The sequence below is a fragment of the Streptomyces umbrinus genome, from assembly GCF_030817415.1.
GTDB lineage: Bacteria > Actinomycetota > Actinomycetes > Streptomycetales > Streptomycetaceae > Streptomyces > Streptomyces umbrinus_A.
Genome location: NZ_JAUSZI010000002.1, coordinates 5,776,708 through 5,799,941 on the forward strand (window position 1 = coordinate 5,776,708; position 23,234 = coordinate 5,799,941).

Consider the following 23,234-nt stretch of genomic DNA (forward strand, 5'->3'; position numbering starts at 1 on the left):
CGATCGCAGGGCAGAACAGTGGCATGGGGGACGACAGCGAGGCTCAGCGCATGGCGGAGGACGGCAGACTCTGGCAGCACACGCTGCACGAGAACACGATGCTGTTCCAGCGAGGCAACCTCTTCCTGGTGGGCCAGTCACTCTTCGCCGTGGCCTACACGACACTCCTCACCACGGAGAAACACCTCTCAGCAGCCCGCGTCCTGGCCGCCTTCGGCCTCGTCCTGGCCCTCACCTGGCTCTACGTCGGCCACCGCCACCGCCTCTACTACCGCCACGTCCAGGCAAGAGCACTACAACGCCTCCCCGACTACGCCACCACGTGGTCGACTTGGACCGGCCGCAGGCGGGGGCTGTCGATCACCCTGATCACTTACGTGCTCCCGTGCCTGGCTGTGGTGATGTGGGTGGCGTTGTTGTTGATCACTTGAGCCGGCCGGCTGCCGCCAGGAACACGACCAACCCCTGCGCCTCGGTCGTCCCGAGGCGAGGCGCTTCGGACGGTGTCGTCATTGGCCGGGCTCCAGCCGCCGTACCTGGTGGCGGATGTTGGATGCCTCTTCGTCTCCTGGGTGGCCTGCCCGTCGTCCTCGGTATCCGGTGCAGGCAGGCGCATGCCCCGGGCCTCGGCGACGCGCAGGGCGTCGGCCAGGCACTCGGCGAGGCGGAGACCGGCGTAGCGGACCTCGGTGTACGGCGAGGCCGGATCGTCCAGCACTGTGCGGGCCAGGCCGAGGACATCGGTGCTTGTGGCGAGCTGGGCCGCCTCCAGATCGTCGGCGAGGCGGGACACGTATCCGCCGCCGTCCTCCGTGACCAGGTCGGAGGGTTTGCCGTCAAGGGACGGCCAGGGCAGGAGGCGGGGCGCGGGAGAGACCCCCGCGGGGCCGGTGGTCCGCTTCGTCGTGTACTTCATCAGGCGGCCACCTCCTGCGCGCCGATCAGGTGCCGGTCGAGGTCGATCCCCAAGTCGGCGGCGAGCACGAGGGCGAGGCGGCGGCGCTGCTGTAGTGCGGCTTCCTCGTCGTGAGCGGCGAGGTAGGGGCGTACGAGGGCGGAGTCGGCGCCGTCGAGGGGCGTGACAAGGCCGTACGGGGAGCGGTGGTGGGGGAGCCGTGGCGGTAGGGGTGCGGAGGGCGAGGGGTGCCGTACGGCGGTGAAGTGGATGCAGAGGTAGGTGCGATGGCGGGTGCGGCGCCGTCTGCCCGTGCCCGGGCAGAAGAGGAGGCGCAGCCATTCGAGGGTGCGGCGGATAAGGTCGTGCATGTCGACGCTCCTAGTCAGCGTTGGCCGTGCCCCGGGAGGTCTGGACACCTCGCCGGGGTTTTTCTGTTCTTGAAGCTATCTCAGGCTGTAGCCCTCTGCATACAAGTACAGAGGGATCCACACGATCGTGCAGGGCACTGCCTCTCTACGTTGGACATATGAGCGATCCGGAAGAGCCGAAGCCCACCCTGGACCCGATGAGCGCGAGACCGCTCTACGTACAGCTGGCCGACGTCATCTCCGGAAAGATTGCCTCTGGCGAGCTGGCACCGGACAGGCCCATTCCTTCGGAGAACCATCTCGCCGACGAGTACGGCGTAGCGCGGCTCACCGCACGACGTGCCGCCCAGGAACTGCGCGAGCGCGGGCTCATCGTCACCGTGCGCGGCAAGGGATCCTTCGTCGCCGAGCAGCCACCGAGCGACGCGCCGGTCGAGGGCACACCGGAAGCCTGAATCTGTCTCATGGTCCGCCATGAAGATCTCGCGCTACTGGAAGGCCGTCGGCGGGCGGACTCGGGCGCACGAAGTTCATGGACCGGCTCCGCAAAGATGACCTGCGCTTCCTGCAGATTCAGAACCTGCGGATCCCCCACAAGGTCCACATCAAGAAGGACCGCGCCGAGGTCAAGCTCGTACATGCTGCTACAAGGTGGTCGAGCAGACCTTCATTGCCCCCAAGGGTGTGGACTGGCTCGCGGACAAGCTCGGTATGGGCGACGCTGCGCTTCCCGCCACCTGATCTCTGCACGGCATCAGACCCCTGCGCGGTCATGACGACCGTGCAGGGAGCGCCTTTGTCGTGCCATGCTGTGACGTTTCCAGGGGAGCGGCTGCCCGTCCGAGCCGTCGAGGAGACCGTCGTGTCGGACACCGTCAGAACGCTGCGCTGTACTCATGAGGGCTGTGGAGCGGCAGTCCCCGCAACGGTTGGGAGAGAAGCAGGCGCCGCCGCCTTTCACGCCAGGAAGGCCAGGCACCCCACCGCGCCGCTGGAGGCCCGACCCAGTTCCTCGCCCTTCTCCCGTACCCACGCCTCCACACCTGGGCCACGGAGAAACGCCGGCATGCCAGGGTGGGTCAAGGTCTCAATAGTCGTCGTGGCGCTCCTCGTCGCCGCTGTCGGCTACGGCACCAGCAGCGGTTCCGACCCGTCAAATCCCCCAGAGGACTTGGACACTTGCCGCGAAAGCTATGAGGGCGTTGGGGATGGCACGGTCGACTGGCGCGGCATGTGTGACGTGCCGGGCTACATCGAGAGCGACTGGTAGGAGAGCATCTCTGACCCACCAGGGGTCAGCGCAGGGCGTCGATGGCCTGCACGATCAGGGCGCGCGCGTCGGCCCCGTACACGGCCATGCTCCGCAGTTGCTCGAACGCTTTCAGATACAGGGCGATCTCGCTGGGCTGAGTGACACGGACCTGCGCGGAGAGCAGCTCCACCGAGACCAGCGTGTCGTCGTACATGTGAAACAACTCCTGCGGACACAGCGGCCGTTCCGGTGCCGCGCTGGGGATGATGCCCAGAGAGACGGACGGCAGGGCCCCCGCGGTGAGCAGGTAGCCGAGCTGGGCGGCCATGGCGTCCTGGTCGCCCAGCTGGTAGCGCAGGACGCTCTCCTCGATGAGCAGGACGAATCGGCGTCCCGGCTCGTGGATGATCTGCGAGCGTTCGAGGCGTGCGACTGCGGCCTCTTCGGCGTCATCGGGCAGGTCGAGCAGGCGGGCGTTCGCGGACAGCAGGGCGCGTGCGTACCCCTCAGTCTGCAGCAGACCAGGGACAAGGGTGGGCGAGTAGACGCGGAACAGTTCCGTCGACCGAAAGAGCCGCACATAGCTGTTCTGCAGACGCTTCAGGCCGGCCCGGACCTTGCGCCGCCACTCGACGTACTGCGACTCGGCATCCCGCGACTGCGCGATGATGTCCGGCGCCTGGTCCGCGCTGTCGCACGCACGGCACCACAGCCGGATGTCCTCCGGTGTGGGAGGCGTGCGCGCGTTCTCGATGCGGGAGGTCTTCGGATGGGTCCAGCCGCAGCGCGAGGCCAGCTCAGTCCCGGTGATACCCGCATCGGCGCGTAGGTCGCGGAGACGCTGTGCGACGCGCTCGCGTGCAGCCTGGGCCGAAGATGAAGGAGAGACGGGCATGAGCTGACCTGTGCGCCTTCCTTGCTAACTGATCTTGTAGTCGTCGTGCGGGATTGCTCGCTCCCACACAGTCTCGAAGGCGCTTGCGCAGAGCTCCGCGGCGGCCGGGTCCTCGCTGATCTCGCCGCCGCCGGAGGCACCGCTCCCAGTGAAGTGATTCCACCGGATCAGCCGACCGTCGATCAGCCAGAAGTCGTTGCCCGGCAGAGCAATGTCCGAGGCGCGCCGACGGGCCAGCCACCGCACCTGTTCGCCGGCCTCCACGTTGACGACTGTGCTCGCATGCTCGTAGCGGATGTAGTCGCTGACCGGCTCGGACACGATGCGGGCCCGGCGCACGGTCACACCACGGACTACGGTGCGCCGGATGAGGTCCACCCATGGCGCCCAGTACTGCGAGGCGGGGTCTGTGTCGCGTTCACCGGTGCGCTTCCAGTGAGCGAAGTCGTCGGCCTCGCTGGCGACGCCGTAGGCATCGCGCATCTCCAGGTGGACGGCCGAGTGCTGCGCACCGTCCAGGAGTTCAGCGAAGGTCGGCACGTTCTGCGGCATCGCACGCCTTCCTCAAGACCGGCACCATGCGGGCCGGGATACGGACTACTGCCTCGTGGTCGGGGATGCCTGCGGCGTGGCCTGGCACCTCGAACGCAGCGCACTCCGCTTCGAGTTCAGGACCGGGCTTCCATCCCTGGATGACCAGCTCGTTCTCCTTCTCGTCGACCCACACGGTGGGGCTCTCACCTGTGCCCGTGTTGGGGTCGATCCCGATGAACCGTAGTTTCATCTCCGCCTCCGACGCTCTTGGTGTTCACGGATGTACACCACAGTCAGTCTCCTGAGGTAGAGGGTCAAGGGTGCGAAGTGGCCAACAGCTGGCGGAACCTATTTCTGTGAACATCAGTGCACATTGCTGGCACTTCCGCACATCGCGTCCCTAGCGTCGTGACCAGCGGCAGGCCCACCACTCTGCCCGTGCATAGCCGCGCTGGGCAGACCTACGCCAGCGGAGGCAGGCGCATGAGCACGACCCAGGAATCCCCCGTCACGTTGCTGGATCCGACGAGCCCTCCGAAGCCGGCCCCGGGCTGCAATGTGTGTGCGGCGCTGGAGAAGCAGCGTGCCGGGTATGAGCGGCGCGGGAACACGCGGGCTGCGACCGACTGCGAGGTCGAGATGCGCAACCACCCCAAGCACGGGAGCGCATCGTGATGGGCGGCCGGTCCGACTGGCGCGACACGTCCAGCGGATCACCCCGGGCCGCCGCCACCGCTGCCGAGTTCACGCCGAAGCAGGCGAAGTTCCGCGAGTACATGGACCACTCGCAGGGCTGCGCGGACTGCGACTACGGGAACCGGCGGTGCGCTGTGGCGCAGGGCATATGGGAGGCGTGGCGGGCGCTACCGCAGTAGATCCCCGTCCGTCCCTGTACCCCGTGAGCTCCGGGGCGGGTGGGACCAGCCTCGGCCGGGCATGTCCACCGGCCGGGGCCGCTCCATGTCTTGCGGACGCTTGGGGTGCGGAGCACGCTGACGCCACGATGCGAGACACGGAGGTCTCGTGAAGCTCAGCAAGGAAATCGAGTGCACGGTCGACCTGACGATCACCGACGCCGTCGAGTCGCACGTGAGGGACCTCATTCATAGCGCTGCCGCGGAGCACCAGGTCGACGTCAAGTACCTGCCGATCAACAACTACCGGATCACGGTGAACTTTGGAGACGACCTGGATGGCGCCCAGGCTCTCGTTTCCAGGGCGGATCGGCTCGCCGACGACGACAGCGACTGAGGCTGATCATCTGCGCTTCGGTTGAGCTTCGACTGAGCTAACGACCTCCAAGCCCCCAAACACACCGAAGGCCCAGGTCAGATTCCCTCTGACCTGGGCCTCGTCGGTAGACCCTGTGGGACTCGAACCCACAACCAATGGATTAAAAGTCCACTGCTCTGCCAATTGAGCTAAGGGTCCGTGCGCCGGACCACGCCGACACACGCACCGACCCGTGGTCGATGCAGGAACGAGCATAGCCGGACGTGGCCGAGACTCCGATCGGGTATCGGTGACCCGGCCACGCCGAAAGGGTTGCGCGGGTGCCGCGCGAGGTGCGGAGCGGGGTGCGGCGCAAAGGTGTGGAGCGGGGCAGCGCAGGGGCCGCCCGGGCGTACGGCCTACGGATCAACCGGATCCGGCGCCCCCGCCCGAGCCGCCTCCCGAGCATGGGTGCGTTCGTGGTCCGGGTTGAGGAACCAGTGGCGGGCCGAGGCGAACCACCAGGCCGCGGCGAAGCCGAGGACGGCCAGGACCGCGAGGGGGGCGTAGTTGAAGGTCTCCCAGGTGACCGGGGAGACCTGCGGCAGCATGAAGAGGATCGTGATCACGCCCACCCACGCGACCGCCACCACGCCTATCGGGCGCGACCAACGGCCAAGGTGCCACGGGCCGCGGTCGAAGGCCTCGCCCTTGCGCAGGCGGAGCAGGGTCGGGATGACGTACGCGATGTAGAGGCCGATCACGGCGATGGACGTCACGGCCGCGTACGCGGTCACGTTGATCAGGTAGGGCAGGCCGAGCACCAGCGCGCCCAGCGCCGCGAGCCACACCGCCGCGACGGGCGTGCGTGTGCGCGGGTTCACCGTGTGCCAGAGGTGCGAGTACGGCAGGGCCCCGTCGCGCGAGAAGGCGTAGATCATGCGGGAGTTGGCGGTCACGGACGCCATGCCGCAGAACAACTGGGCGCCGATCACCACCAGCAGGAGCAGCTTGCCCGCCGTCGCGCCGAGCGCGTCCAGGAGGATCTGGGCGGGCGGCACCCCGGTCGGCGAGCCGAGGGCACCGTCGTACGACTGGATCGCGAAGGTGAAGCCCAGGAGCAGGACGAAGCCCGCTATCCATGATGTCCAGATCGATTGGACTATGCCCTTCGGGCCCGCCGTCGACGCGTCGTGCGTCTCCTCCGTCATGTGCGCGGAGGCGTCGTAGCCGGTGAAGGTGTACTGCGCCATCAGGAGGCCTAGCAGCACGACGTAGAAACTGCTGCCCCAGCCCGTGTTGTTCACGAACTCCGTGAACACGAAGGACGCCGACTGATGGTGGTCCGGCGCGAACGTCAGCGCGCCCACGATGACCGCCACGCCCACCACGTGCCACCACACGCTGACGCTGTTGAGCAGGCCGACTATGCGTACGCCGAAGGTGTTCAACAGGCCGTGCAGGACCAGGATTGCGGCGAAGAGCAGGATCGTACGGCCCGGTGTGACCTCGAAGTCGAACTGCAGGTTCAGATACGCGCCCAGGAACGAGGCCGCGCCGAAGTCGATGCCCGCCGTCACCGCGACCTGGCCGAGGACGTTGAACCAGCCCGTGAACCACGCCCAGGCCGCCGCCGTACGCGGCGGGGCGAGGCGGTGGGCCCAGAAGTAGAGGCCGGCGGAGGTCGGGTACGCCGAACAGATCTCGGCCATCGCCAGTCCGACGAACAGGGTCATCAGGCCGACCGCGACCCAGCCCCAGGTGATCACGGCGGGCCCGCCGGTGTTCATGCCGAACAGGTAGAGCGTCAGGCACCCGGAGAGCACCGAGATGATCGTGAAGGAGACCGCGTAGTTGGAGAACGCCGACATGCGGCGGGCGAGGACCTGCGTGTAGCCGAGCTGCGCGAGACGTTCCTCGTCCGACAGCCCACTTGCCTTGGCGTCATCTGTCATGCCCCCAGCAATTCCCCTGCCGGGGGTACGACATGCGCCAGGCGATTGGCCAAAAATTGACGTGCCGTACACGCACATCGCCGCCCGTGCCCAGGCACGCGAAGGGGCCCGGACGACCGAGGTCGTCCGGGCCCCTTCAGTTGTTCAGCAGTCGCCGCTCAGGCGACGTCAGCCGTTGCGCTTCCAGCGCGGCTTGTCGTCACGGCGTCCGAAGGACGGGCCCGAGCCGGAACCGGCGCCGCGGTGGTCGTCACGACGGCCGTAGGGGCGGTCGTGGCCGCCGGAGCGGAAGCCGCCGCCCGAAGGGCGGTCGCCCTGCCGGTCGCGGTTGAACGGGCGGTCGCTGCCCCTGTGACCGGCGGGACGGTCGTCGCGGCGGAAGCCACCACGGTCGCCGCGCTCGCCACCGGCGGGACGGTCGTCACGACGGTCACGGTTGAAGCCACCCGAGGGACGGTCGTCCCGACGGAAACCACCACGGTCGCCGCCACGGTCACCACCGCGGTCGTCACGACGGTCACGGTTGAAGCCACCCGACGGGCGGTCGTCACGGCGGAAGCCGCCACGGTCGCCACCGGAGGGACGCTCGTCACGACGGTCACGGTTGAAACCGCCCGAGGGACGGTCGTCCCGACGGAACCCACCACGGTCACCACCGCGGTCGTCACGACGGTCATCGCGACGGAAACCACCCGACGGACGGTCGTCGCGACGGAAACCACCGCGGTCGCCGCCACGGTCGCCACCGCGGTCACGGTTGAAACCGCCCGACGGGCGGTCGTCACGACGGTCACGGCGCTCGTAGTTGCCGCGCTCGTCACGACGCTGACGCGGCTGCTCCTCGCGAGCGGCAGCGGCGGCTTCCTCGGCCACCGCCTGCTCGGCGACGGCCGCGGCGGCGGCCTCGACCACGGCAGCGGCCTCGGCGAGCGCGGCCTCCGGGTCCTCGCCACGCTCACGCGCGGCACGGGCGATCAGCCGGTCCGACTCCTCGCGCAGCTCGACGGCACGACGCTGCGCGCGCTCCAGCTGCTTGGTGAGGTCGGTGACCTCGCGCTCGGCCTGCTGCGCGGCGTTGCCCGCGGACTCGGCCTGGACCTCGGTCATCGACCGGGCACCGGTGATGTCCGCGACCTCGGGGTCGAAGCTCGTACCGCCCTGGATGATGTGGCGCGAGGCGTCGACGCCCGCGTCCTCCATCAGCCGGAAGATCTGGCGGCGCTGGTGCGGCAGGGAGAGCGAGACGACCGTGCCGGAACGGCCCGCGCGGGCCGTACGGCCGGAGCGGTGCAGGTAGTCCTTGTGGTCGCCGGCCGGGTCCACGTTCAGGACCAGGTCGATGCCGTCGACGTGGATGCCGCGGGCGGCGACGTCGGTCGCGACGAGCGCGTTGACGTAGCCCTTCTTGAAGTCCTCGAGGACGCGGGTACGGGCACCCTGCGTCATACCGCCGTGCAGCGCGTCGGCCTTCACACCGGAGTCGCAGAGCTGCTCGGCGATACGGTCGGCGCCCAGCTGCGTACGGACGAAGATGATCGTGCGGCCCTTGCGGGAGGCGATCGCGGCGGTGACCGGCGCCTTGTCCTTGGGCTTCACGATGAGGATGTGGTGGGACATCGTCGTGACGTTGCCCTGGGCGCTGTCGACCTCGTGCGTGACCGGGTTGGTCAGGTAGCGCTTGACCAGCGTGGAGATCTCGTTCTCCATCGTGGCCGAGAACAGCATGCGCTGGCCGCCGCCGGGGATCTGGTCGAGCAGCTCGGTGACCTCGGGCAGGAAGCCCAGGTCGGACATCTGGTCGGCCTCGTCGAGGACCGCGACCTGGACGTTCTCCAGGGAGCAGGCGCCGCGGTTGATGATGTCGCGCAGCCGGCCCGGGGTGGCGACGAGGACGTCGACACCGCGCTCCAGGGCGTAGATCTGGTTGCCCATCGACGTACCGCCGCAGACGACCTTCATCTTCAGGCCGAGCACGTCGCCGTACGGCTGGAGGGCGTCCGCGACCTGCATCGCGAGCTCACGCGTCGGCGTGAGGATGATGCCGCGGGGCTTCTTCTTCTCGGTGTGGCCGCCGGAGAGCTGCGTGAGCATCGGCAGACCGAAGGAGAGGGTCTTGCCGGAGCCGGTGCGGCCGCGGCCGAGGATGTCCTTGCCGGCCAGGGCGTCCGGGATGGTCGCGGCCTGGATCGGGAAGGGGGAGGTCACGCCGTTCTGCGCGAGCTTGCGCACGACGCCCTCGGGCAGACCCAGGTCGCTGAAGGTGACCTCGGGAACCTCGGGGGCCGCAGGCGCGGCAGTCTCGTCGGCAGCGTCCCCGATGTTCTCGTTCTCGGGCACGACGACGTGATCAGTACTGGAAATGGACATGCGAATGCGAAACCTTCCGGAGTCTCGTACGGCACGCGCCCGTCAACTCCGTGATTTCGCAAACGACCGCCTCAATGCGGTCAGCCACGGCAAGGGAGAGTACGCGCCACACGGCGCGCTCTAACTGGCGCCGGGCAATGGGATCAAACGATCTACCACCATACGCACCCCCCACCCGGTAAGGCAAACCGGCTCCGAGAGGCTCTGGTCACACGGCCCCCGGGCCCTCTCGCCGAACCCGGGCGCACCCGCTGTGACCAGGCCCGTTGCGGCCAGGCCCGTTCAGGCCTCGACACCGGCCTGGGGTGCCGGTTCCCGCCGCTCCACGAGCTGCGGCTCGGGCTCGGGGTGCGCCGAGGACGACGGCTCGGCGGTGGTCGGGTCCGGCGACGGAGGCGGCGGCTCCTCCTTGGTGGGCGTCGGCTTGGGGGCCGGCCGCGTCGGCGTGGGCTGGGCCTTCGTCGGTGAGGGCGCCCCCGGCTTGGGCTTCTTCCCGTCCTTGCCGTCCTTGCCGTCCTTGCCCTGCTTGGGCGGAGCGGCCGTCCCGCTCTCCCCCGCGGACGGTGACGCCGACCCGGACGCCGACTCGTGGGGCTTCACCGGACCGTGTTTTCCGTCACCCGTCCCGCGGTAGCCGGGGCCTCCGCCGCTCACCGCGGACCCGCCGTCGGGCGCCTCACCGCCCCGCTGCCCGGCCGAGTGCGAGGGCTTCGCGTGGTCGCCCCCGTCGTCACCGACGCTCATGCAGCCGGCGGACGCGGCGACGGCCAGGGCGGCGGCGGCCAGACGGACGGGTACGTACTTGGCGCGCACGGGCAGCCACCTCCGGGCGGTGTGAGGAGTCCCCCTGCCCAACTCCCGCCGCCCGCAAGAAGACACGCGAACGCCGGAGAGACACGGGAGAACCGCCCGCAGGGCACGAGAGATATGTCACCCGCGCATCGTCAGCCATGTCCGAGAGGCGCGGCCGCGCTTCGAGAGGCTGCGGCCGCACGTCGTCACCCGTACCCGAAAAGGTACGGCCTCACGTCCTCACCCGTACCCGAGCGCGTGCAGCCGCGCGTCGTCGATGCCGAAGTGGTGGGCGATCTCGTGGACCACGGTCACCTCGGTCTCGGCCACCACCTCCTCCCGCGTCGCGCACATCCGCAGCGTGGGCCCCCGGTAGATCGTGATCCGGTCGGGCAGCACTCCCGCGTACCATTCGCCGCGATCGGTCAGCGGAGTCCCCTCGTAGAGCCCGAGCAGCTCGGGGTCGTCGGCGGGCGGTTCGTCCTCGACGAACACCGCCACGTTGTCCATCAGCCGCGTCAGCTCCGGCGGAATCCGGTCCAGCGCCTCGGCGACCTGCTCCTCGAACTCCTCGCGCGTCATCTCCAGCACAGGGCCATTGTCCGGCACCGACGCGCGGACGCCATGGGACGCGGCGTACGAGAACACACCCCGGGGCACGCCCGACAGCGGGAGCCGCGCCGCATATCCGCCCCCACCTCTGGGCATACGGGACCAATGGCCCGCGTCCCCGCTGCCGCCACCGCTCTGCACCGTGTACGAAGGGCTCCCCGCGCCCTCGTACGCCGCTTCCGCGCACGCCGCCGCACACACCCCGTCGCCCCCGTCGTCGAACTCGTCCCCCAACCGCACCCCTGGGTCCGAGCCCTGGGCCTCGTCACCGTGGTCCTGTTCGGCGCGTGGCTGGGCCTGCTGATCGTCGGGAACGTCCGGGCGCCGGTGGGCCCCATGGACACCACGATGACGCTGCGCCCCTCCCTCACGGGCGGCACGAAGATCAACGTCTCGCCGCTCGGCGCCCTGGAACTGCGCAGCCACACGGCACCGCTCCGCCTCGACGTGGACGTCGACCAGCTCGACCCCGTCCGCTCCCAGGCCCTCGTCGACCACCCCGAACGCCTCTCCGGCCTCCAGGACGAGGTGGCCCAGGACGTCGGCGACGGCACCCTCGACCTGGCCGTACGGTCCGTCGTCGCCGTCGTCTCCGGCGCGACCGCCCTCGGCCTCGCGGTCTACCGCCGCCCACGCCGGGCCCTGGCGGCCGGCGGCCTGGCCCTGACCCTGCTGGCGGCCTCGGGAGCGACGGCCTTCGCGACCTGGAACCCCAACTCGGTCCTGGAACCGAAGTTCTCCGGCCTGCTCTCCTCCGCCCCCTCGGTGGTCGGCAACGCCCGCAGCATCGTCAGCGAATTCGACGTCTACCAGAAGGAGTTGGCCCGCCTGGTGACGAACGTGACGAAGCTGTACGACGTCACGTCCACGCTCCCCGCCTACGCGCCCGACCCCTCCACCATCCGCGTCCTGCACGTCTCCGACATCCATCTCAACCCGGCGAGCTGGAAGATCATCGCCTCGCTGGTGGAGCAGTACAAGATCGACGTGATCGTCGACTCCGGCGACACCATGGACCACGGCACGGCGGCGGAGAACGGCTTCCTGGACCCGGCGTCCGACCTCGGCGCTCCGTACGTCTGGGTGCGCGGCAACCACGACGGCCGGGTCACCCAGAACTATCTGGAGCGCATGAAGAACGTGCACGTGCTCGACGACGGCCGGGCCGTCTCGGTGGCGGGCCTGCGCTTCGCGGGCGTCGGCGACCCGCAGTTCACCCCCGACCGCACGGCCAAGCTGGGCGGCGACCAGTCCGAGGTGCTCGCGGGCGCCCGCCTCGCCTCCTCCCTCCGCGACCAGGAGGCGGCCGGCACCCCGGTCGACATCGCCGTCGCGCACAACCCGACGGCCGCACGCCAGACGGACGGCGACGTGCCCCTGGTCCTGGCCGGCCACCTCCACCACCAGGAGATGGAGATCCTGAAGTACGGCACCCGGCTGCGTATCGAGGGCTCCACGGGCGGCGGCGGTCTGCGCGCGCTGGAGGGCGAGGACCCCGCACCGATCGAGACGTCGATCCTCTACCTCGACCGCGACACCCGCCGCCTCCAGGCCTGGGACGAGATCAAACTCGGCGGCCTGGGCCTCACCACGGCCGAGGTCAGCCGTCACCTCCCCAAGGAGAACCAGCCGGGCGCCGTCACCACCCCGGCCACCCCGACCCCTTCCGCACCCACCCCGTAAACCGTTTTGGCGATCCCTCCCGACATCCCATATGCTTCTCACGTCCCCGACGCGCTGCAAGGCGCCCAGGCGGGCCGATAGCCCTCATCGTCTAGCGGCCTAGGACGCCGCCCTTTCAAGGCGGTAGCACGGGTTCGAATCCCGTTGGGGGCACCAGCTACTTATATGAGTCGCAGGTCAGAGTCTTCTCTGGCCTGCGATTTGTTTTTCCCGGCTTCAGCCCACCGGTTCGGCCCACTGCTTCGGACCGCTGGTTCGGCCCGCTGGTTCGGCCCACGACCTGTCCGGGAACCGACCCTCCGCTCCGAGGCGTACTGGTTGCGCCGTGCGGCCTTTGCTAGAAGAGAGCGAACAGAGCTGCGGCAGAGGCGTCGGCGCGCGATGAGGAGGGCCCGGCTTGGCGGTCCGGGGGGCACCGGCCGTCGGTACGGACGTCACCGCACGGGACGCCGGCCGCCGGGACTTCCGCCGGATGTGGGCGGGCCAGAGCATCAGCCTGGTCGGCGACCAGGTGTCCCTGTTCGCCCTGCCCAGCCTGGCCATTCTGGTGCTGGACGCCACCGGGCCCCAGGTCGGCGTGCTGCACGCGATGGCGACGATCGCCTTTCCCGCGCTCGGACTGTTCGTCGGCGCCTTCATGGATCGCGTCCGGTGCCGCCCCTTCATGATCGGCGCGGATCTGCTGCGGCTGGTCCTCTTCCTGTCCGTCGCGGTGCTGGCGCTGACGGACGCGCTCGGGCTGTGGCACCTCTACGCCGCGGCGGCGCTGGCGAGCGTGTGCACCGTCGTCTTCGACGTCGGCTACCAGACGCATCTGCCCCGCCTGGTCAGCCGCGACTTCCTGCCGCTCGGCAACGCGCGCCTCGAAATGTCCAGCAGTGTGGCCCGCGCGGGCGGCCCCGCCATCGTCGGCGCGGTCACCCAGCTGCTCGGTCCCGCACTCGCCGTCGCGGCCAACGCGCTCAGCTTCCTCGCCTCCGCGGCCGGCCTGCTCACCATCCGCACCCCCGAGTCCGCCGTACCGGACCCGACCGGCGCCCCCTGGCGGAAACAGATCCTGGACGGCGCGCGGTACATGTGGCGCACCCCCGTCCTGCGATGGCTCTCGGCCGCCGCCGCGCTGCGCAACTTCAGCATGGCCATGGTCGACACCATCCTGCTGCTGTTCCTCTACCGCGCCATGGACCTGTCCCCCGCACTGGCCGGCGCGGTCCTGACCGCCGGCGCCCTGGCCGCCGTACTCGGCGCCGTCGTCAGCCGTCGCCTCGTCCACCGGATGGGAGCCGGCCCCGTCCTGCTCGCCACCGCGACCGAGGGGATCGTCTGGGCCGGTGCCCCGCTGGCCCTGGCGACCGGATCGAGCGCGGTGGTCATCGCCATCGCCTTCGTCTCCGCGCTGTGGCTGCCGGTCTGGAACATCACCGTCATCACCCTGCGCCAGCTGATCACCCCGCCCCACCTCCTGGGCCGGGTGCACGCCACCGCCCGCACGATCAACCTGTGCACCATCCCCGTGGGAGCGGTGGCCGGCGGCCTCCTCGCCGGCTGGGCCTCCGACGTGTGGGGCGAGGGCACCGGGCTCGCCGCCGCCCTGGCCATCGCGGGCCTGGTCACCGTCGGCGGACTGCCGTTCCTGCTGCGGAAGGAGATCCGTCACATGCGCAGGCTGCCCTCCGCCGAAGAGCCACCGTGACGGCTGCCCCCGCGGGCCGACGGCGCGGCCTGTCCCGCCCACCTGACGATCCCGTCCGACGGCCGTATCGCCGCCGGGAAAATCGCCATCACGACCGGGCCGTACGTACAGCCGTCACGCGTGTGGGTCACGAGCAGCACCCGCCGCCGGGTCACCTGCCCCGCACCCAGCGCGTTTTCGGGCCACCGCTCATCCTCTGATACGCTGCTTCAGCGACGTCACCCCAGCTGACCAGCATCTCCTCCCTCACCAGGAATCATCTTCCCGGCGTCGGCGGCAGACGGAATTACGTTGGGGGCACGCAACCCCGTGTGCGACACTGTTCGCACACAACAGCTTGGTCCTGTGGAGCAGTTTGGAGTGCTCGCCACCCTGTCAAGGTGGAGGCCGCGGGTTCAAATCCCGTCAGGACCGCTGAGATTCCTCGTGAATCTCTCGGCTGGGTAGCTCAGTTGGTACGAGCGACCGCCTGAAAAGCGGTAGGTCGCCGGTTCGACCCCGGCCCCAGCCACAGCACAGGCCCCGATCTCCGGATCGGGGCCTTGTTGTATGCCCGCGTTGTATGCCCGCACAAAAGCGTTCGCCCCTCGTTTCCCCGAGGTGAGATCCTGGAGGGCGTATGTCAACGACTCCTGCCCCCGCCTTCGGCGCCATCGCCCCCCGCCTGACCGAGCTGTCCCTGCGCGACGCGCAGCGGCTCGGGCGCAGGCTCGAAGGCGCGCGCAAGATCCGCAAGCCCGAGGCCCGGGCCGCCGTCCTCGCCGAGATCGAGGCGGAGGTCGCCAAGGGCGAGGCCCGGATGGCCGAGCGCCGCTCCCGCGTGCCCGCGATCACCTATCCCGAGCAGCTCCCGGTCAGCCAGAAGAAGGACGACATCGCGGCCGCCATCCGCGATCACCAGGTCGTCATCGTGGCCGGCGAGACCGGTTCCGGTAAGACCACCCAGATCCCCAAGATCTGCATGGAGCTCGGCCGCGGCGTCCGCGGCATGATCGGGCACACGCAGCCCCGCCGGATCGCCGCCCGCACCGTCGCCGAGCGCGTGGCGGACGAGCTCGACGTGACGCTCGGCGAGGCCGTCGGCTGGAAGGTCCGCTTCACCGACCAGGTGAACCCGGACGGCACCTTCGTCAAGCTCATGACGGACGGCATCCTGCTCGCCGAGATCCAGACGGACCGCGAGCTGCGCGCCTACGACACGATCATCATCGACGAGGCCCACGAGCGGTCCCTCAACATCGACTTCCTGCTCGGCTACCTCGCCCAGCTGCTGCCCAGACGGCCGGACCTCAAGGTCGTCATCACCTCCGCGACCATCGACCCCGAGCGCTTCTCCCGGCACTTCGGGGACGCCCCGATCGTCGAGGTCAGCGGCCGTACGTATCCGGTCGAGGTCCGTTACCGCCCGCTCCTCGAAGAGGACGGCGACGACTCCGACCGCGACCAGATCACCGCGATCTGCGACGCCGTCGAGGAGCTCCAGGGCGAGGGCAAGGGCGACATCCTCGTCTTCCTCTCGGGAGAGCGGGAGATCCGCGACACCGCGGACGCGATCACGAAGAAGAACTACCGCTTCACCGAGGTGCTGCCCCTGTACGCACGCCTCTCGCACGCCGAGCAGCACCGCGTCTTCCAGCAACACACCGGCCGCAGGATCGTTCTGGCGACCAACGTCGCCGAGACCTCCCTCACCGTCCCGGGCATCAAGTACGTGATCGACCCGGGCACCGCCCGTATCTCCAGATACAGCCACCGCACGAAGGTCCAGCGCCTCCCCATCGAGCCGGTCTCACAGGCCAGCGCCAACCAGCGCAAGGGCCGCTGCGGCCGGACCAGCGACGGCATCTGCATCCGCCTCTACTCCGAGGACGACTTCCTCGCCCGGCCGGAGTTCACCGACGCCGAGATCCTCCGTACGAACCTGGCGTCCGTCATCCTCCAGATGACCGCGGCCGGGCTCGGGGACATCGAGAAGTTCCCGTTCATCGACCCGCCGGACCACCGCAACATCCGCGACGGCGTCCAACTCCTCCAGGAACTGGGCGCGTTGGACCCCGCCCAGAAGGACGCCCGCAAGCGGCTCACGGACCGGGGCCGCAAGCTCGCCCAGCTGCCCGTGGACCCGCGGCTGGCCCGGATGGTCCTGGAGGCCGACAAGAACGGCTGTGTGCGCGAGGTCATGGTGATCGCCGCCGCGCTATCCATCCAGGACCCGCGCGAGCGCCCGGCCGACAAGCAGACACAGGCCGACCAGCAGCACGCCCGTTTCAAGGACGAGACGTCCGACTTCCTGGCGTACCTGAACCTCTGGCGGTATGTGCGCGAGCAGCAGAAGGAGCGCGGCTCGTCGTCCTTCCGCCGGATGTGCAAGCAGGAGTACCTGAACTTCCTACGGATCCGCGAGTGGCAGGACATCTACACCCAGTTGCGGACCGTCGCCAAGCAGATGGGCCTCCATCTGGAGGAGCCTCCGGCGGGTACTGACGCCCCGGACCAGCAGGTCCATCTCTCCCTCCTCGCCGGCCTTCTGTCCCACATCGGCATGAAGGACGTGAAGGAGGGGGCGAAGAACGAGTATCTGGGCGCGCGGAGTGCCAAGTTCGCGATCTTCCCCGGCTCGGCGCTCTTCAAGAAGCCCCCGCGTTTCGTGATGTCCGCCGAACTCGTCGAGACGTCCCGCCTCTGGGCCCGGGTCAACGCGAAGATCGAGCCCGAGTGGGTCGAGCCGCTCGCGGAACACCTGCTGAAGCGCACGTACAGCGAACCGCACTGGGAGAAGGACCAGGCCGCGGTGATGGCGTACGAGAAGGTCACGCTGTACGGCGTGCCGATCATCGCCCAGCGGAAGGTCAACTACGGGCGGATCGACCAGGAGGCCAGCCGCGAGCTTTTCATTCGCAACGCACTGGTCGAGGGCGACTGGCGTACGCACCACAAGTTCTTCGCGGACAACCGCAAACTGCTCACCGAGGTCGAGGAGTTGGAGCACCGCGCCCGGCGCCGCGACATCCTCGTGGACGACGAGACGCTGTTCGACTTCTACGACCAGCGGGTGCCCGAGCACGTCGTGTCGGGGGCGCACTTCGACTCCTGGTGGAAGCACAAGCGCCACGAGGAGCCCGAACTGCTCGACTTCGAGCGGTCGATGCTCATCAACGAACGGGCCGGAGATGTCAGCAAGGACGACTATCCGGACACGTGGCGTCAAGGCCCGCTCAAGTTCCGGGTGACCTATCAATTCGAGCCAGGTGCGGACGCGGACGGAGTGACCGTCCATGTCCCGCTCCAGGTGCTGAACCAGGTCACGGACGAGGGCTTCGACTGGCAGATCCCGGGTCTGCGCGAGGAGGTCGTGACGGAGCTGATCCGCTCCCTCCCGAAGCCGATCCGCCGGAACTACGTCCCCGCCCCGAACTTCGCCCAGCGGTTCCTGGACCGGGCGGTGCCCCTGCAGGAGCCGCTGACGACGACGATGGCGCGCGAGCTGAAGCGCATGGTCGGCGTGCCCCTCACGGCCGACGACTTCGACTGGTCCCGGGTCCCCGACCATCTGAAGATCACCTTCCGGATCGTCGACGAACGGCGGCGCAAGCTGGCCGAGGACAAGGACCTGGAGGCCCTGAAGCTGCGCCTGAAGCCGAAGGCGCGCCAGGCGATCTCGCAGGCCGCGGCGGCGACGGCCGAGCGGGAGGGCGGCGGAGCGATCGAACGGACGGGCCTCACGGACTGGACCATCGGCTCCCTCACCCGTCTCTTCGAGACGCGCCGGGCCGGCCAGCCGGTCAAGGCGTTCCCCGCCCTGGTCGACGACGGCGACACCGTCTCCGTACGCCTCTTCGACACCGAGGCCGAGCAGCAGCAGGCCATGTGGAAGGGCACGCGGCGGCTCATCCTGCGCAACATCCCGGTGAACCCTGCCAAGTTCGCCTCGGACAAGCTCACGAACGCGCACAAGCTGGCCCTGTCCGCGAACCCGCACGGCTCCGTCCAGGCCCTCTTCGACGACTGCGCGACGGCCGCCGCCGACAAGCTGATCGCCGACTTCGGCGGCCCGGCCTGGGACGAGGAGTCGTACCGCAAGCTGTACGAGAAGGTGCGCGCGGAGATCGTCGACACGACGGTCCGTACGGTCGACCAGGTGCAGCAGGTCCTGGCCGCCTGGCAGGCCTGTGAGCGCCGTCTGAAGGGCGTACGCAGTGCCGTCCTGCTCGCGAACCTCACGGACGTACGGAAGCAGCTGGACGCTCTCGTGAAGCCCGGCTTCGTGACGGAGACGGGTCTGCGGCGGCTGCCGGACCTGATGCGCTATCTGGTGGCCGCGGACCGCCGGCTCCAGCAGATGCCGACGAACGTCCAGCGGGACACCAGCCGCATGGAGAAGGTCCACGAGATGCAGGACGAGTACGCCTGGCTCCTGGAACAGATGCCTCAGGGGCGCCCCGTGCCCTCGTCGGTCCTGGACATCCGCTGGATGATCGAGGAGCTCCGGGTCAGCTACTTCGCCCACGCGCTGGGCACGGCGTACCCCGTCTCCGACAAGCGCATCGTGAAGGCGATCGACGCCGCCGTCCCGTAACGGCGCCTGCACAGTGGGTGAGTTCGCCCAGGAGGCTCACCCTCCTGTAGAGTCCTGTCTCGCAGCGCAACGCAAGATCCGCACTGCGAAACCTGGTCCTGTGGAGCAGTTTGGAGTGCTCGCCACCCTGTCAAGGTGGAGGCCGCGGGTTCAAATCCCGTCAGGACCGCATCAGATGAAGGCCCCGTATCCGCAAGGATGCGGGGCCTTAGTCATGCCTCTTCAGGGCAGCGGGGCCCCGCCCCGCCAGGGGCGCGGGGAACTGCGCGACAAGCCCCCACGTCCGGCACCCGCGCACGCCACTCCAAGCCCCTCCCCCATGGGCGCACCCCCAAGAAACCCCCCGCATCCGGCAACAGACCGCCACCCAAACCCCACCAGCCCCGCACAGCGCACCCCGCACAACCTGGGCTTGACGCCGTCACATTCCCCCAGTACCTAAAAACCAGGGCCAAAGACACCCCACCGCACACCCCACCGGAGGTGACCATGGCGGCGACAGCTCGACATGAGACGCGAGCCCTCCTCCGCGCCCACCTGTCGGCCGCCTCCGGCTACCGCCACCTGACAAGGCACTGCCCGATCTGCCACCGACTCCTCCGGCTGGCCTCCGAGAGCGCTCCCTACGACCAGGAGAGCCCCGAGACCCCCTACGAGGACGAGACACCCTCCCCGGCGTGAGCGGACCGCCGACGCGCCCCGCAGCCGACCGCACCCCAACTGCCCCTCGGGCGACGCCAGATGCGTACGGCCCCCTCTAGCGCAGAAACGCCAACCACATCAAGGACCATGACGTGTGACGGGTGTCACCGCATAAGTTTTCAAACCCGCGGAACTTACCCCCCACCTACAACTGGTCAATTTAATATGTGCAATTGCACCCCGCTCCGGGGCCATGCACAGCTGATCCGACAGGTCTCCCCAGACTGCGACAAGGCCGCTCACAGACCGGCCCCGCACCCTGTGCGTACCCCATGACCAGCGCATGACCGGACACCGTCGGCACACCATCGGCGCACAAAAAAGATCGCACTGGACCCGGCGGAGTCCAGCGCGATCTACGACGCACCCTTGTTGCTTGTGGTTCTCGCTCGGGCGTGGACCCCGTTGGGGCAGGATCCGCGTCGCTTGGAGCTTGGGTTCGGGCAGTCCGACAAGTTAGGGGACCTGCCGAAATGCCCTGCTATGGAGTTGTTGTTCAGACTTCGCTGCGCTGCTGCGGGATGCCCGCGAGCAGGGCACGAACCTCGGCCTCGCGGTAACGGCGATGGCCGCCGAGCGTGCGGATCGAAGTGAGCTTGCCGGCCTTCGCCCACCGCGTCACCGTCTTCGGGTCCACGCGGAACATCGTGGCAACCTCAGCGGGGGTCAGCAGCGGCTCGGCATCAGGGGTGCGAGCGGTCATGAGCGGCCTCCTCGGGAGAACCGAACCTTCTCGGTTCTTTCCTCTAAATTCTGCACCTTGACCCGCGTTGCCCGAAATGGCGGATGCGGGTCGAGTCGGTTATAGGACGAACGGCTTGTCCTCGGCACTACAACTACACCATCTGTCCAGCCGCGTCGGCCAAACCGATGGAATTGCCCTCCCAGGTGTTCATCAGCGACGGAAGCCGATGGACCATGCCATAGCGGACAGTCACACCGCTGTGACGATCAGTCACAGGGCGATCAGGAGTCAACAGACCCCCCATAGCGTGCAATGCTGAGATTCCACCCATACGTGGGCAGAAGGAGCCCTCCCCGGACTCCTTGTCCTATTTTGGCATGAGGAGGGGCGTTAGACGCAAGGTCCGCGTTAGTGCCGTCCGTCACGCTTACCCCGTACGACCCGGATAGGGACTTACGTCCTGTCAGAACCCGTGACGCACAGGGACCATCAGTCCCACAGGTCATCTCCCGCCCCGGCGGGCGAACCTCCGACGCCGGTATGCGGACCTCCAGTATGCGGACTCTCCGCTTCAGGGCCCCTGCTTCAGGGGCCTCGGCCTCAGTTCGCCGAGCGACGGTCCCGTACCGAGCGCCACCGCTCCACGAGCCGGCCGTACGCCTCGCCGGCCCCGGGCCCGTCGCCCGTACGCAGCGCCTCGATGCCCTCGGCGACGTCGGCCGCCGAATGGTCGCCGTCGAGCTCCCCGGCGGGCAGGACGTGCACCAGGCCGCCGTAGTCGAGCTCCACCAGCGAGCGCGGGTGGAACTCCTCCAGCCAGCGCCCGACATCCACCAGGCCGTCGATGAGCGGCCCCTCGTCGAGGGCGTCCCGCAGCGTCCGCAGGCCCCGAGCCACCCGCCGCCGGGCCTGCACCATCGGCGTCCGGTAGCGAAGGACGGGAGGGTCCTCCGCCGCCCCCGGACCGCCCCCGGAGCCGGTCGAGCCGGTCCCCTTGTCGTACTCGCGCTCCTCGTCCGACACCAGCACGAACCAGTTCAGCGGGACCTGCCAGGTCGACGTGCGGATCCACGGCCGGGCATCGGGGTTGCGGCTCAGCCAGCGCTCGTAGTCCTGGGTCGCCTGATGGCGTACGACCGCCGGGAGCACCGCCTCCAGGACCGGCGCGGGCAGCTCCTCGGCCAGGTCGCCCAGGGCCTGCCAGCCGCGCAGCCGGGTCCGCCAGGGGCACACGCACAACACGCCGTCCACGTCCGCGACGAACGCGTCACCACTCTCGTGCACCGGCACCGGGATCGGCGGGGTGGGCAGCAAGTCGGCCAGCGACCGGCGCAGTTCGTCCTGGTAGGAGGGACGGTCGGGCCGGCGCGCGTAGCGGGCCCAGTGGCCGCGCTCCGGCTCCGGGAAGGCCGCGAGCGGTTCGTACACGCGCAGATAGGACGCGTACGGGACGATCAACGAGGACACCTTGGGCACGCTTGCTCCCTCCCCCGCCGACCCGACGGAAAACCCGCGAAACCCGCTCACAGGAGTGCGGGAAAACACTGCAAATCGTCCCACGCCCCATCGTGACCGTACTCCGCGAGAGGGTGATCCTGACCACTGCGCGGATGGCGGTCGCGTCCAGGCTCTAATCTCATGCCACACAGACCTCCGCCACCCGTACGGAGGCCGCCCCAACCGCCGCTTCTTAACTGGGAGTCACCACAGTGACCGACGTAACCGGCGCCCCTGCTGATGTACTGCACACCCTGTTCCACTCGGATCAGGGCGGCCATGAGCAAGTGGTGCTCTGCCAGGACCGGGCCAGTGGCCTCAAGGCCGTCATCGCCATCCACTCGACCGCCCTGGGCCCCGCCCTCGGCGGCACCCGCTTCTACCCGTACGCGACCGAGGGGGAGGCCGTCGCCGACGCGCTGAACCTCTCCCGCGGGATGTCGTACAAGAACGCCATGGCCGGCCTCGACCACGGCGGCGGCAAGGCCGTGATCATCGGGGATCCCGAGCAGATCAAGACCGAGGAGCTGCTCCTCGCGTACGGCCGCTTCGTGGCCTCGCTCGGCGGCCGGTACGTCACCGCGTGTGACGTCGGTACGTACGTGGCCGACATGGACGTCGTGGCGCGCGAGTGCCGCTGGACGACCGGGCGCTCCCCCGAGAACGGCGGCGCGGGCGACTCGTCCGTCCTGACGGCCTTCGGTGTCTTCCAGGGCATGCGGGCCTCCGCCCAGCACCTGTGGGGCGACCCCTCGCTGCGCGGCCGCAGGGTCGGCATCGCGGGCGTGGGCAAGGTCGGGCACCACCTCGTGGAGCATCTGCTGGAGGACGGCGCCGAGGTCGTGATCACGGACGTCAGGGCGGAGTCCGTACGGCGAATTCTGGACAGGCACCCGTCGTCCGGCGTGACGGCCGTCGCGGACACGGCCGCGCTCATCCGGGTCGAGGGGCTGGACATCTACGCCCCCTGCGCGCTGGGCGGCGCCCTGAACGACGACTCCGTGCCGGTGCTCACCGCGAAGATCGTCTGCGGTGCGGCCAACAACCAGTTGGAGCACGCCGGCGTCGAGAAGGACCTCGCCGACCGCGGGATCCTCTACGCGCCGGACTACGTGGTGAACGCCGGCGGTGTCATCCAGGTCGCCGACGAGCTCCACGGATTCGACTTCGAGCGGTGCAGGGCGAAGGCCGCGAAGATCTTCGACACCACGCTGGCCATATTCGCACGTGCGAAGGAGGACGGGATTCCGCCGGCCGCCGCGGCCGACCGGATCGCCGAACACCGCATGGCGGAGGCACGCCGTCCCTGAGGCCCAAGGGCCTCTCCGGGGCGTCTGGCGGGTACCCGTCGGCGGGTGTTGGAGAGAACTCTCACGTTCGTCGGCGGGTCGTTCGCCAAGAAGAGGTTAAAATCGCGGTTGACCAGCGGGGACAGGGCACCCCGAGGGTTCTGGGTCCAGGCGCGTCCTGCGGGCGACGTACCGTATGGGCGTGGGCTCAGGTACCGTGGAAG

The 23,234-nt window shown here is 69.1% G+C and carries 21 protein-coding genes and 5 tRNA genes; 14 read left to right on the top strand and 12 right to left on the bottom strand.

What is annotated here, in order from left to right; genetic code table 11:
• Nucleotides 1-23 precede the first annotated feature (23 nt).
• Nucleotides 24-431, top strand: coding sequence for a RipA family octameric membrane protein (locus QF035_RS25210; RefSeq protein ID WP_307522865.1), 408 nt, complete (start codon nucleotides 24-26; stop codon nucleotides 429-431).
• Here QF035_RS25210 and QF035_RS25215 read toward each other — a convergent pair.
• Nucleotides 374-916, bottom strand: a complete 543-nt coding sequence (locus QF035_RS25215) for a hypothetical protein (RefSeq protein ID WP_307522867.1) — start codon at nucleotides 914-916, stop codon at nucleotides 374-376. The genes QF035_RS25210 and QF035_RS25215 overlap by 58 nt on opposite strands.
• Nucleotides 916-1,266 (bottom strand): hypothetical protein, encoded by a 351-nt coding sequence (locus QF035_RS25220; RefSeq protein ID WP_307522868.1) that lies wholly within the window; start codon nucleotides 1,264-1,266, stop codon nucleotides 916-918. The genes QF035_RS25215 and QF035_RS25220 overlap by 1 nt, the downstream gene beginning before the upstream one ends.
• A gap of 158 nt (nucleotides 1,267-1,424) precedes the next feature.
• Here QF035_RS25220 and QF035_RS25225 point away from each other — a divergent pair, with 158 nt between their 5' ends.
• Nucleotides 1,425-1,721, top strand: coding sequence for a GntR family transcriptional regulator (locus tag QF035_RS25225; protein ID WP_307522869.1), 297 nt, complete (start codon nucleotides 1,425-1,427; stop codon nucleotides 1,719-1,721).
• Between the two features lie 840 nt (nucleotides 1,722-2,561).
• Here QF035_RS25225 and QF035_RS25230 read toward each other — a convergent pair.
• From QF035_RS25230 to QF035_RS25240, 3 genes are read right to left on the bottom strand one after another with little or no spacing between them, the layout of a single operon-like run.
• Complete coding sequence (locus QF035_RS25230; protein ID WP_307522870.1) at nucleotides 2,562-3,413, bottom strand: helix-turn-helix domain-containing protein; 852 nt, start codon at nucleotides 3,411-3,413, stop codon at nucleotides 2,562-2,564.
• A 24-nt stretch (nucleotides 3,414-3,437) separates the two neighbouring features.
• Nucleotides 3,438-3,965, bottom strand: coding sequence for a DUF6879 family protein (locus QF035_RS25235; protein ID WP_307522871.1), 528 nt, complete (start codon nucleotides 3,963-3,965; stop codon nucleotides 3,438-3,440).
• Nucleotides 3,937-4,197 (bottom strand): hypothetical protein, encoded by a 261-nt coding sequence (locus QF035_RS25240; RefSeq protein ID WP_307522873.1) that lies wholly within the window; start codon nucleotides 4,195-4,197, stop codon nucleotides 3,937-3,939. Before QF035_RS25240 ends, QF035_RS25235 begins: the two co-directional genes overlap by 29 nt.
• Nucleotides 4,198-4,430: 233 nt before the next feature.
• On the opposite strand from QF035_RS25240, the gene QF035_RS25245 reads away from it, so the two are divergent.
• The 3 genes from QF035_RS25245 to QF035_RS25255 all read left to right on the top strand — a co-directional run bounded on the left by QF035_RS25245 (nucleotide 4,431) and on the right by QF035_RS25255 (nucleotide 5,198).
• A complete protein-coding gene (locus QF035_RS25245) occupies nucleotides 4,431-4,622 on the top strand; it encodes a hypothetical protein (protein ID WP_307522875.1) in 192 nt (63 codons plus the stop codon).
• Nucleotides 4,622-4,822, top strand: coding sequence for a hypothetical protein (locus QF035_RS25250; protein WP_307522877.1), 201 nt, complete (start codon nucleotides 4,622-4,624; stop codon nucleotides 4,820-4,822). The genes QF035_RS25245 and QF035_RS25250 overlap by 1 nt, the downstream gene beginning before the upstream one ends.
• Before the next feature lie 148 nt (nucleotides 4,823-4,970).
• Nucleotides 4,971-5,198 (top strand): hypothetical protein, encoded by a 228-nt coding sequence (locus QF035_RS25255; protein WP_307522878.1) that lies wholly within the window; start codon nucleotides 4,971-4,973, stop codon nucleotides 5,196-5,198.
• Nucleotides 5,199-5,305: 107 nt separating this feature from the next.
• On the opposite strand, the gene QF035_RS25260 is transcribed toward QF035_RS25255, so the two are convergent.
• From QF035_RS25260 to QF035_RS25280, 5 genes are all read right to left on the bottom strand, one after another.
• Nucleotides 5,306-5,378, bottom strand: a tRNA-Lys gene (locus QF035_RS25260).
• Between the two features lie 200 nt (nucleotides 5,379-5,578).
• Nucleotides 5,579-7,114, bottom strand: coding sequence for an amino acid permease (locus tag QF035_RS25265; protein WP_307522879.1), 1,536 nt, complete (start codon nucleotides 7,112-7,114; stop codon nucleotides 5,579-5,581).
• A 168-nt stretch (nucleotides 7,115-7,282) separates the two neighbouring features.
• Complete coding sequence (locus tag QF035_RS25270) at nucleotides 7,283-9,481, bottom strand: DEAD/DEAH box helicase (RefSeq protein ID WP_307522880.1); 2,199 nt, start codon at nucleotides 9,479-9,481, stop codon at nucleotides 7,283-7,285.
• Nucleotides 9,482-9,763: 282 nt separating this feature from the next.
• Nucleotides 9,764-10,294, bottom strand: a complete 531-nt coding sequence (locus QF035_RS25275) for a hypothetical protein (RefSeq protein ID WP_307522881.1) — start codon at nucleotides 10,292-10,294, stop codon at nucleotides 9,764-9,766.
• A 219-nt stretch (nucleotides 10,295-10,513) separates the two neighbouring features.
• Nucleotides 10,514-10,864 carry a metallopeptidase family protein gene (locus QF035_RS25280; RefSeq protein WP_055613650.1) on the bottom strand — a complete coding sequence of 117 codons (351 nt, stop codon included), beginning with the start codon at nucleotides 10,862-10,864 and terminating at the stop codon, nucleotides 10,514-10,516.
• Nucleotides 10,865-10,990: 126 nt separating this feature from the next.
• Here QF035_RS25280 and QF035_RS25285 point away from each other — a divergent pair, with 126 nt between their 5' ends.
• From QF035_RS25285 to QF035_RS25320, 8 genes are all read left to right on the top strand, one after another.
• A complete protein-coding gene (locus QF035_RS25285; RefSeq protein ID WP_307522883.1) occupies nucleotides 10,991-12,568 on the top strand; it encodes a metallophosphoesterase family protein in 1,578 nt (525 codons plus the stop codon).
• Nucleotides 12,569-12,648: 80 nt separating this feature from the next.
• Nucleotides 12,649-12,724 (top strand) — tRNA-Glu (locus tag QF035_RS25290).
• Nucleotides 12,725-12,965: 241 nt separating this feature from the next.
• Nucleotides 12,966-14,261, top strand: a complete 1,296-nt coding sequence (locus QF035_RS25295; protein ID WP_307522884.1) for an MFS transporter — start codon at nucleotides 12,966-12,968, stop codon at nucleotides 14,259-14,261.
• A gap of 339 nt (nucleotides 14,262-14,600) precedes the next feature.
• A tRNA-Asp gene (locus QF035_RS25300) sits at nucleotides 14,601-14,675 on the top strand.
• A 23-nt stretch (nucleotides 14,676-14,698) separates the two neighbouring features.
• A tRNA-Phe gene (locus tag QF035_RS25305) sits at nucleotides 14,699-14,772 on the top strand.
• A gap of 108 nt (nucleotides 14,773-14,880) precedes the next feature.
• Nucleotides 14,881-18,837 carry an ATP-dependent RNA helicase HrpA gene (gene hrpA / locus QF035_RS25310; protein WP_307522885.1) on the top strand — a complete coding sequence of 1,319 codons (3,957 nt, stop codon included), beginning with the start codon at nucleotides 14,881-14,883 and terminating at the stop codon, nucleotides 18,835-18,837.
• A gap of 94 nt (nucleotides 18,838-18,931) precedes the next feature.
• Nucleotides 18,932-19,006, top strand: a tRNA-Asp gene (locus QF035_RS25315).
• Between the two features lie 320 nt (nucleotides 19,007-19,326).
• The gene (locus tag QF035_RS25320; RefSeq protein ID WP_200396847.1) at nucleotides 19,327-19,518 is read left to right on the top strand and encodes a DUF6274 family protein; all 192 of its coding nucleotides are present in this window, start codon (nucleotides 19,327-19,329) and stop codon (nucleotides 19,516-19,518) included.
• A 517-nt stretch (nucleotides 19,519-20,035) separates the two neighbouring features.
• Here QF035_RS25320 and bldC read toward each other — a convergent pair.
• Both bldC and QF035_RS25330 read right to left on the bottom strand, forming a co-directional pair.
• Complete coding sequence (bldC, locus tag QF035_RS25325) at nucleotides 20,036-20,242, bottom strand: developmental transcriptional regulator BldC (protein ID WP_027749187.1); 207 nt, start codon at nucleotides 20,240-20,242, stop codon at nucleotides 20,036-20,038.
• 582 nt (nucleotides 20,243-20,824) lie between these two features.
• The gene (locus tag QF035_RS25330; RefSeq protein WP_307522887.1) at nucleotides 20,825-21,700 is read right to left on the bottom strand and encodes a hypothetical protein; all 876 of its coding nucleotides are present in this window, start codon (nucleotides 21,698-21,700) and stop codon (nucleotides 20,825-20,827) included.
• 233 nt (nucleotides 21,701-21,933) lie between these two features.
• Here QF035_RS25330 and QF035_RS25335 point away from each other — a divergent pair, with 233 nt between their 5' ends.
• A complete protein-coding gene (locus QF035_RS25335) occupies nucleotides 21,934-23,031 on the top strand; it encodes a Leu/Phe/Val dehydrogenase (RefSeq protein ID WP_307522889.1) in 1,098 nt (365 codons plus the stop codon).
• Nucleotides 23,032-23,234: the final 203 nt, after the last annotated feature.

Excerpts from the sequence above, each read along its gene's own strand:
- QF035_RS25220 (WP_307522868.1), bottom strand. The coding sequence starts at position 1,266 with ATGCACGACCTTATCCGCCGCACCCTCGAATGGCTGCGCCTCCTCTTC.
- hrpA (WP_307522885.1), top strand. The coding sequence starts at position 14,881 with ATGTCAACGACTCCTGCCCCCGCCTTCGGCGCCATCGCCCCCCGCCTG.
- bldC (WP_027749187.1), bottom strand. The coding sequence starts at position 20,242 with ATGACCGCTCGCACCCCTGATGCCGAGCCGCTGCTGACCCCCGCTGAG.
- QF035_RS25230 (WP_307522870.1), bottom strand. The coding sequence starts at position 3,413 with ATGCCCGTCTCTCCTTCATCTTCGGCCCAGGCTGCACGCGAGCGCGTC.
- QF035_RS25215 (WP_307522867.1), bottom strand. The coding sequence starts at position 916 with ATGAAGTACACGACGAAGCGGACCACCGGCCCCGCGGGGGTCTCTCCC.
- QF035_RS25225 (WP_307522869.1), top strand. The coding sequence starts at position 1,425 with ATGAGCGATCCGGAAGAGCCGAAGCCCACCCTGGACCCGATGAGCGCG.
- QF035_RS25240 (WP_307522873.1), bottom strand. The coding sequence starts at position 4,197 with ATGAAACTACGGTTCATCGGGATCGACCCCAACACGGGCACAGGTGAG.
- QF035_RS25250 (WP_307522877.1), top strand. The coding sequence starts at position 4,622 with ATGGGCGGCCGGTCCGACTGGCGCGACACGTCCAGCGGATCACCCCGG.
- QF035_RS25320 (WP_200396847.1), top strand. The coding sequence starts at position 19,327 with ATGGCGGCGACAGCTCGACATGAGACGCGAGCCCTCCTCCGCGCCCAC.
- QF035_RS25270 (WP_307522880.1), bottom strand. The coding sequence starts at position 9,481 with ATGTCCATTTCCAGTACTGATCACGTCGTCGTGCCCGAGAACGAGAAC.
- QF035_RS25285 (WP_307522883.1), top strand. The coding sequence starts at position 10,991 with ATGGCCCGCGTCCCCGCTGCCGCCACCGCTCTGCACCGTGTACGAAGG.
- QF035_RS25265 (WP_307522879.1), bottom strand. The coding sequence starts at position 7,114 with ATGACAGATGACGCCAAGGCAAGTGGGCTGTCGGACGAGGAACGTCTC.
- QF035_RS25245 (WP_307522875.1), top strand. The coding sequence starts at position 4,431 with ATGAGCACGACCCAGGAATCCCCCGTCACGTTGCTGGATCCGACGAGC.
- QF035_RS25235 (WP_307522871.1), bottom strand. The coding sequence starts at position 3,965 with ATGCCGCAGAACGTGCCGACCTTCGCTGAACTCCTGGACGGTGCGCAG.
- QF035_RS25210 (WP_307522865.1), top strand. The coding sequence starts at position 24 with ATGGGGGACGACAGCGAGGCTCAGCGCATGGCGGAGGACGGCAGACTC.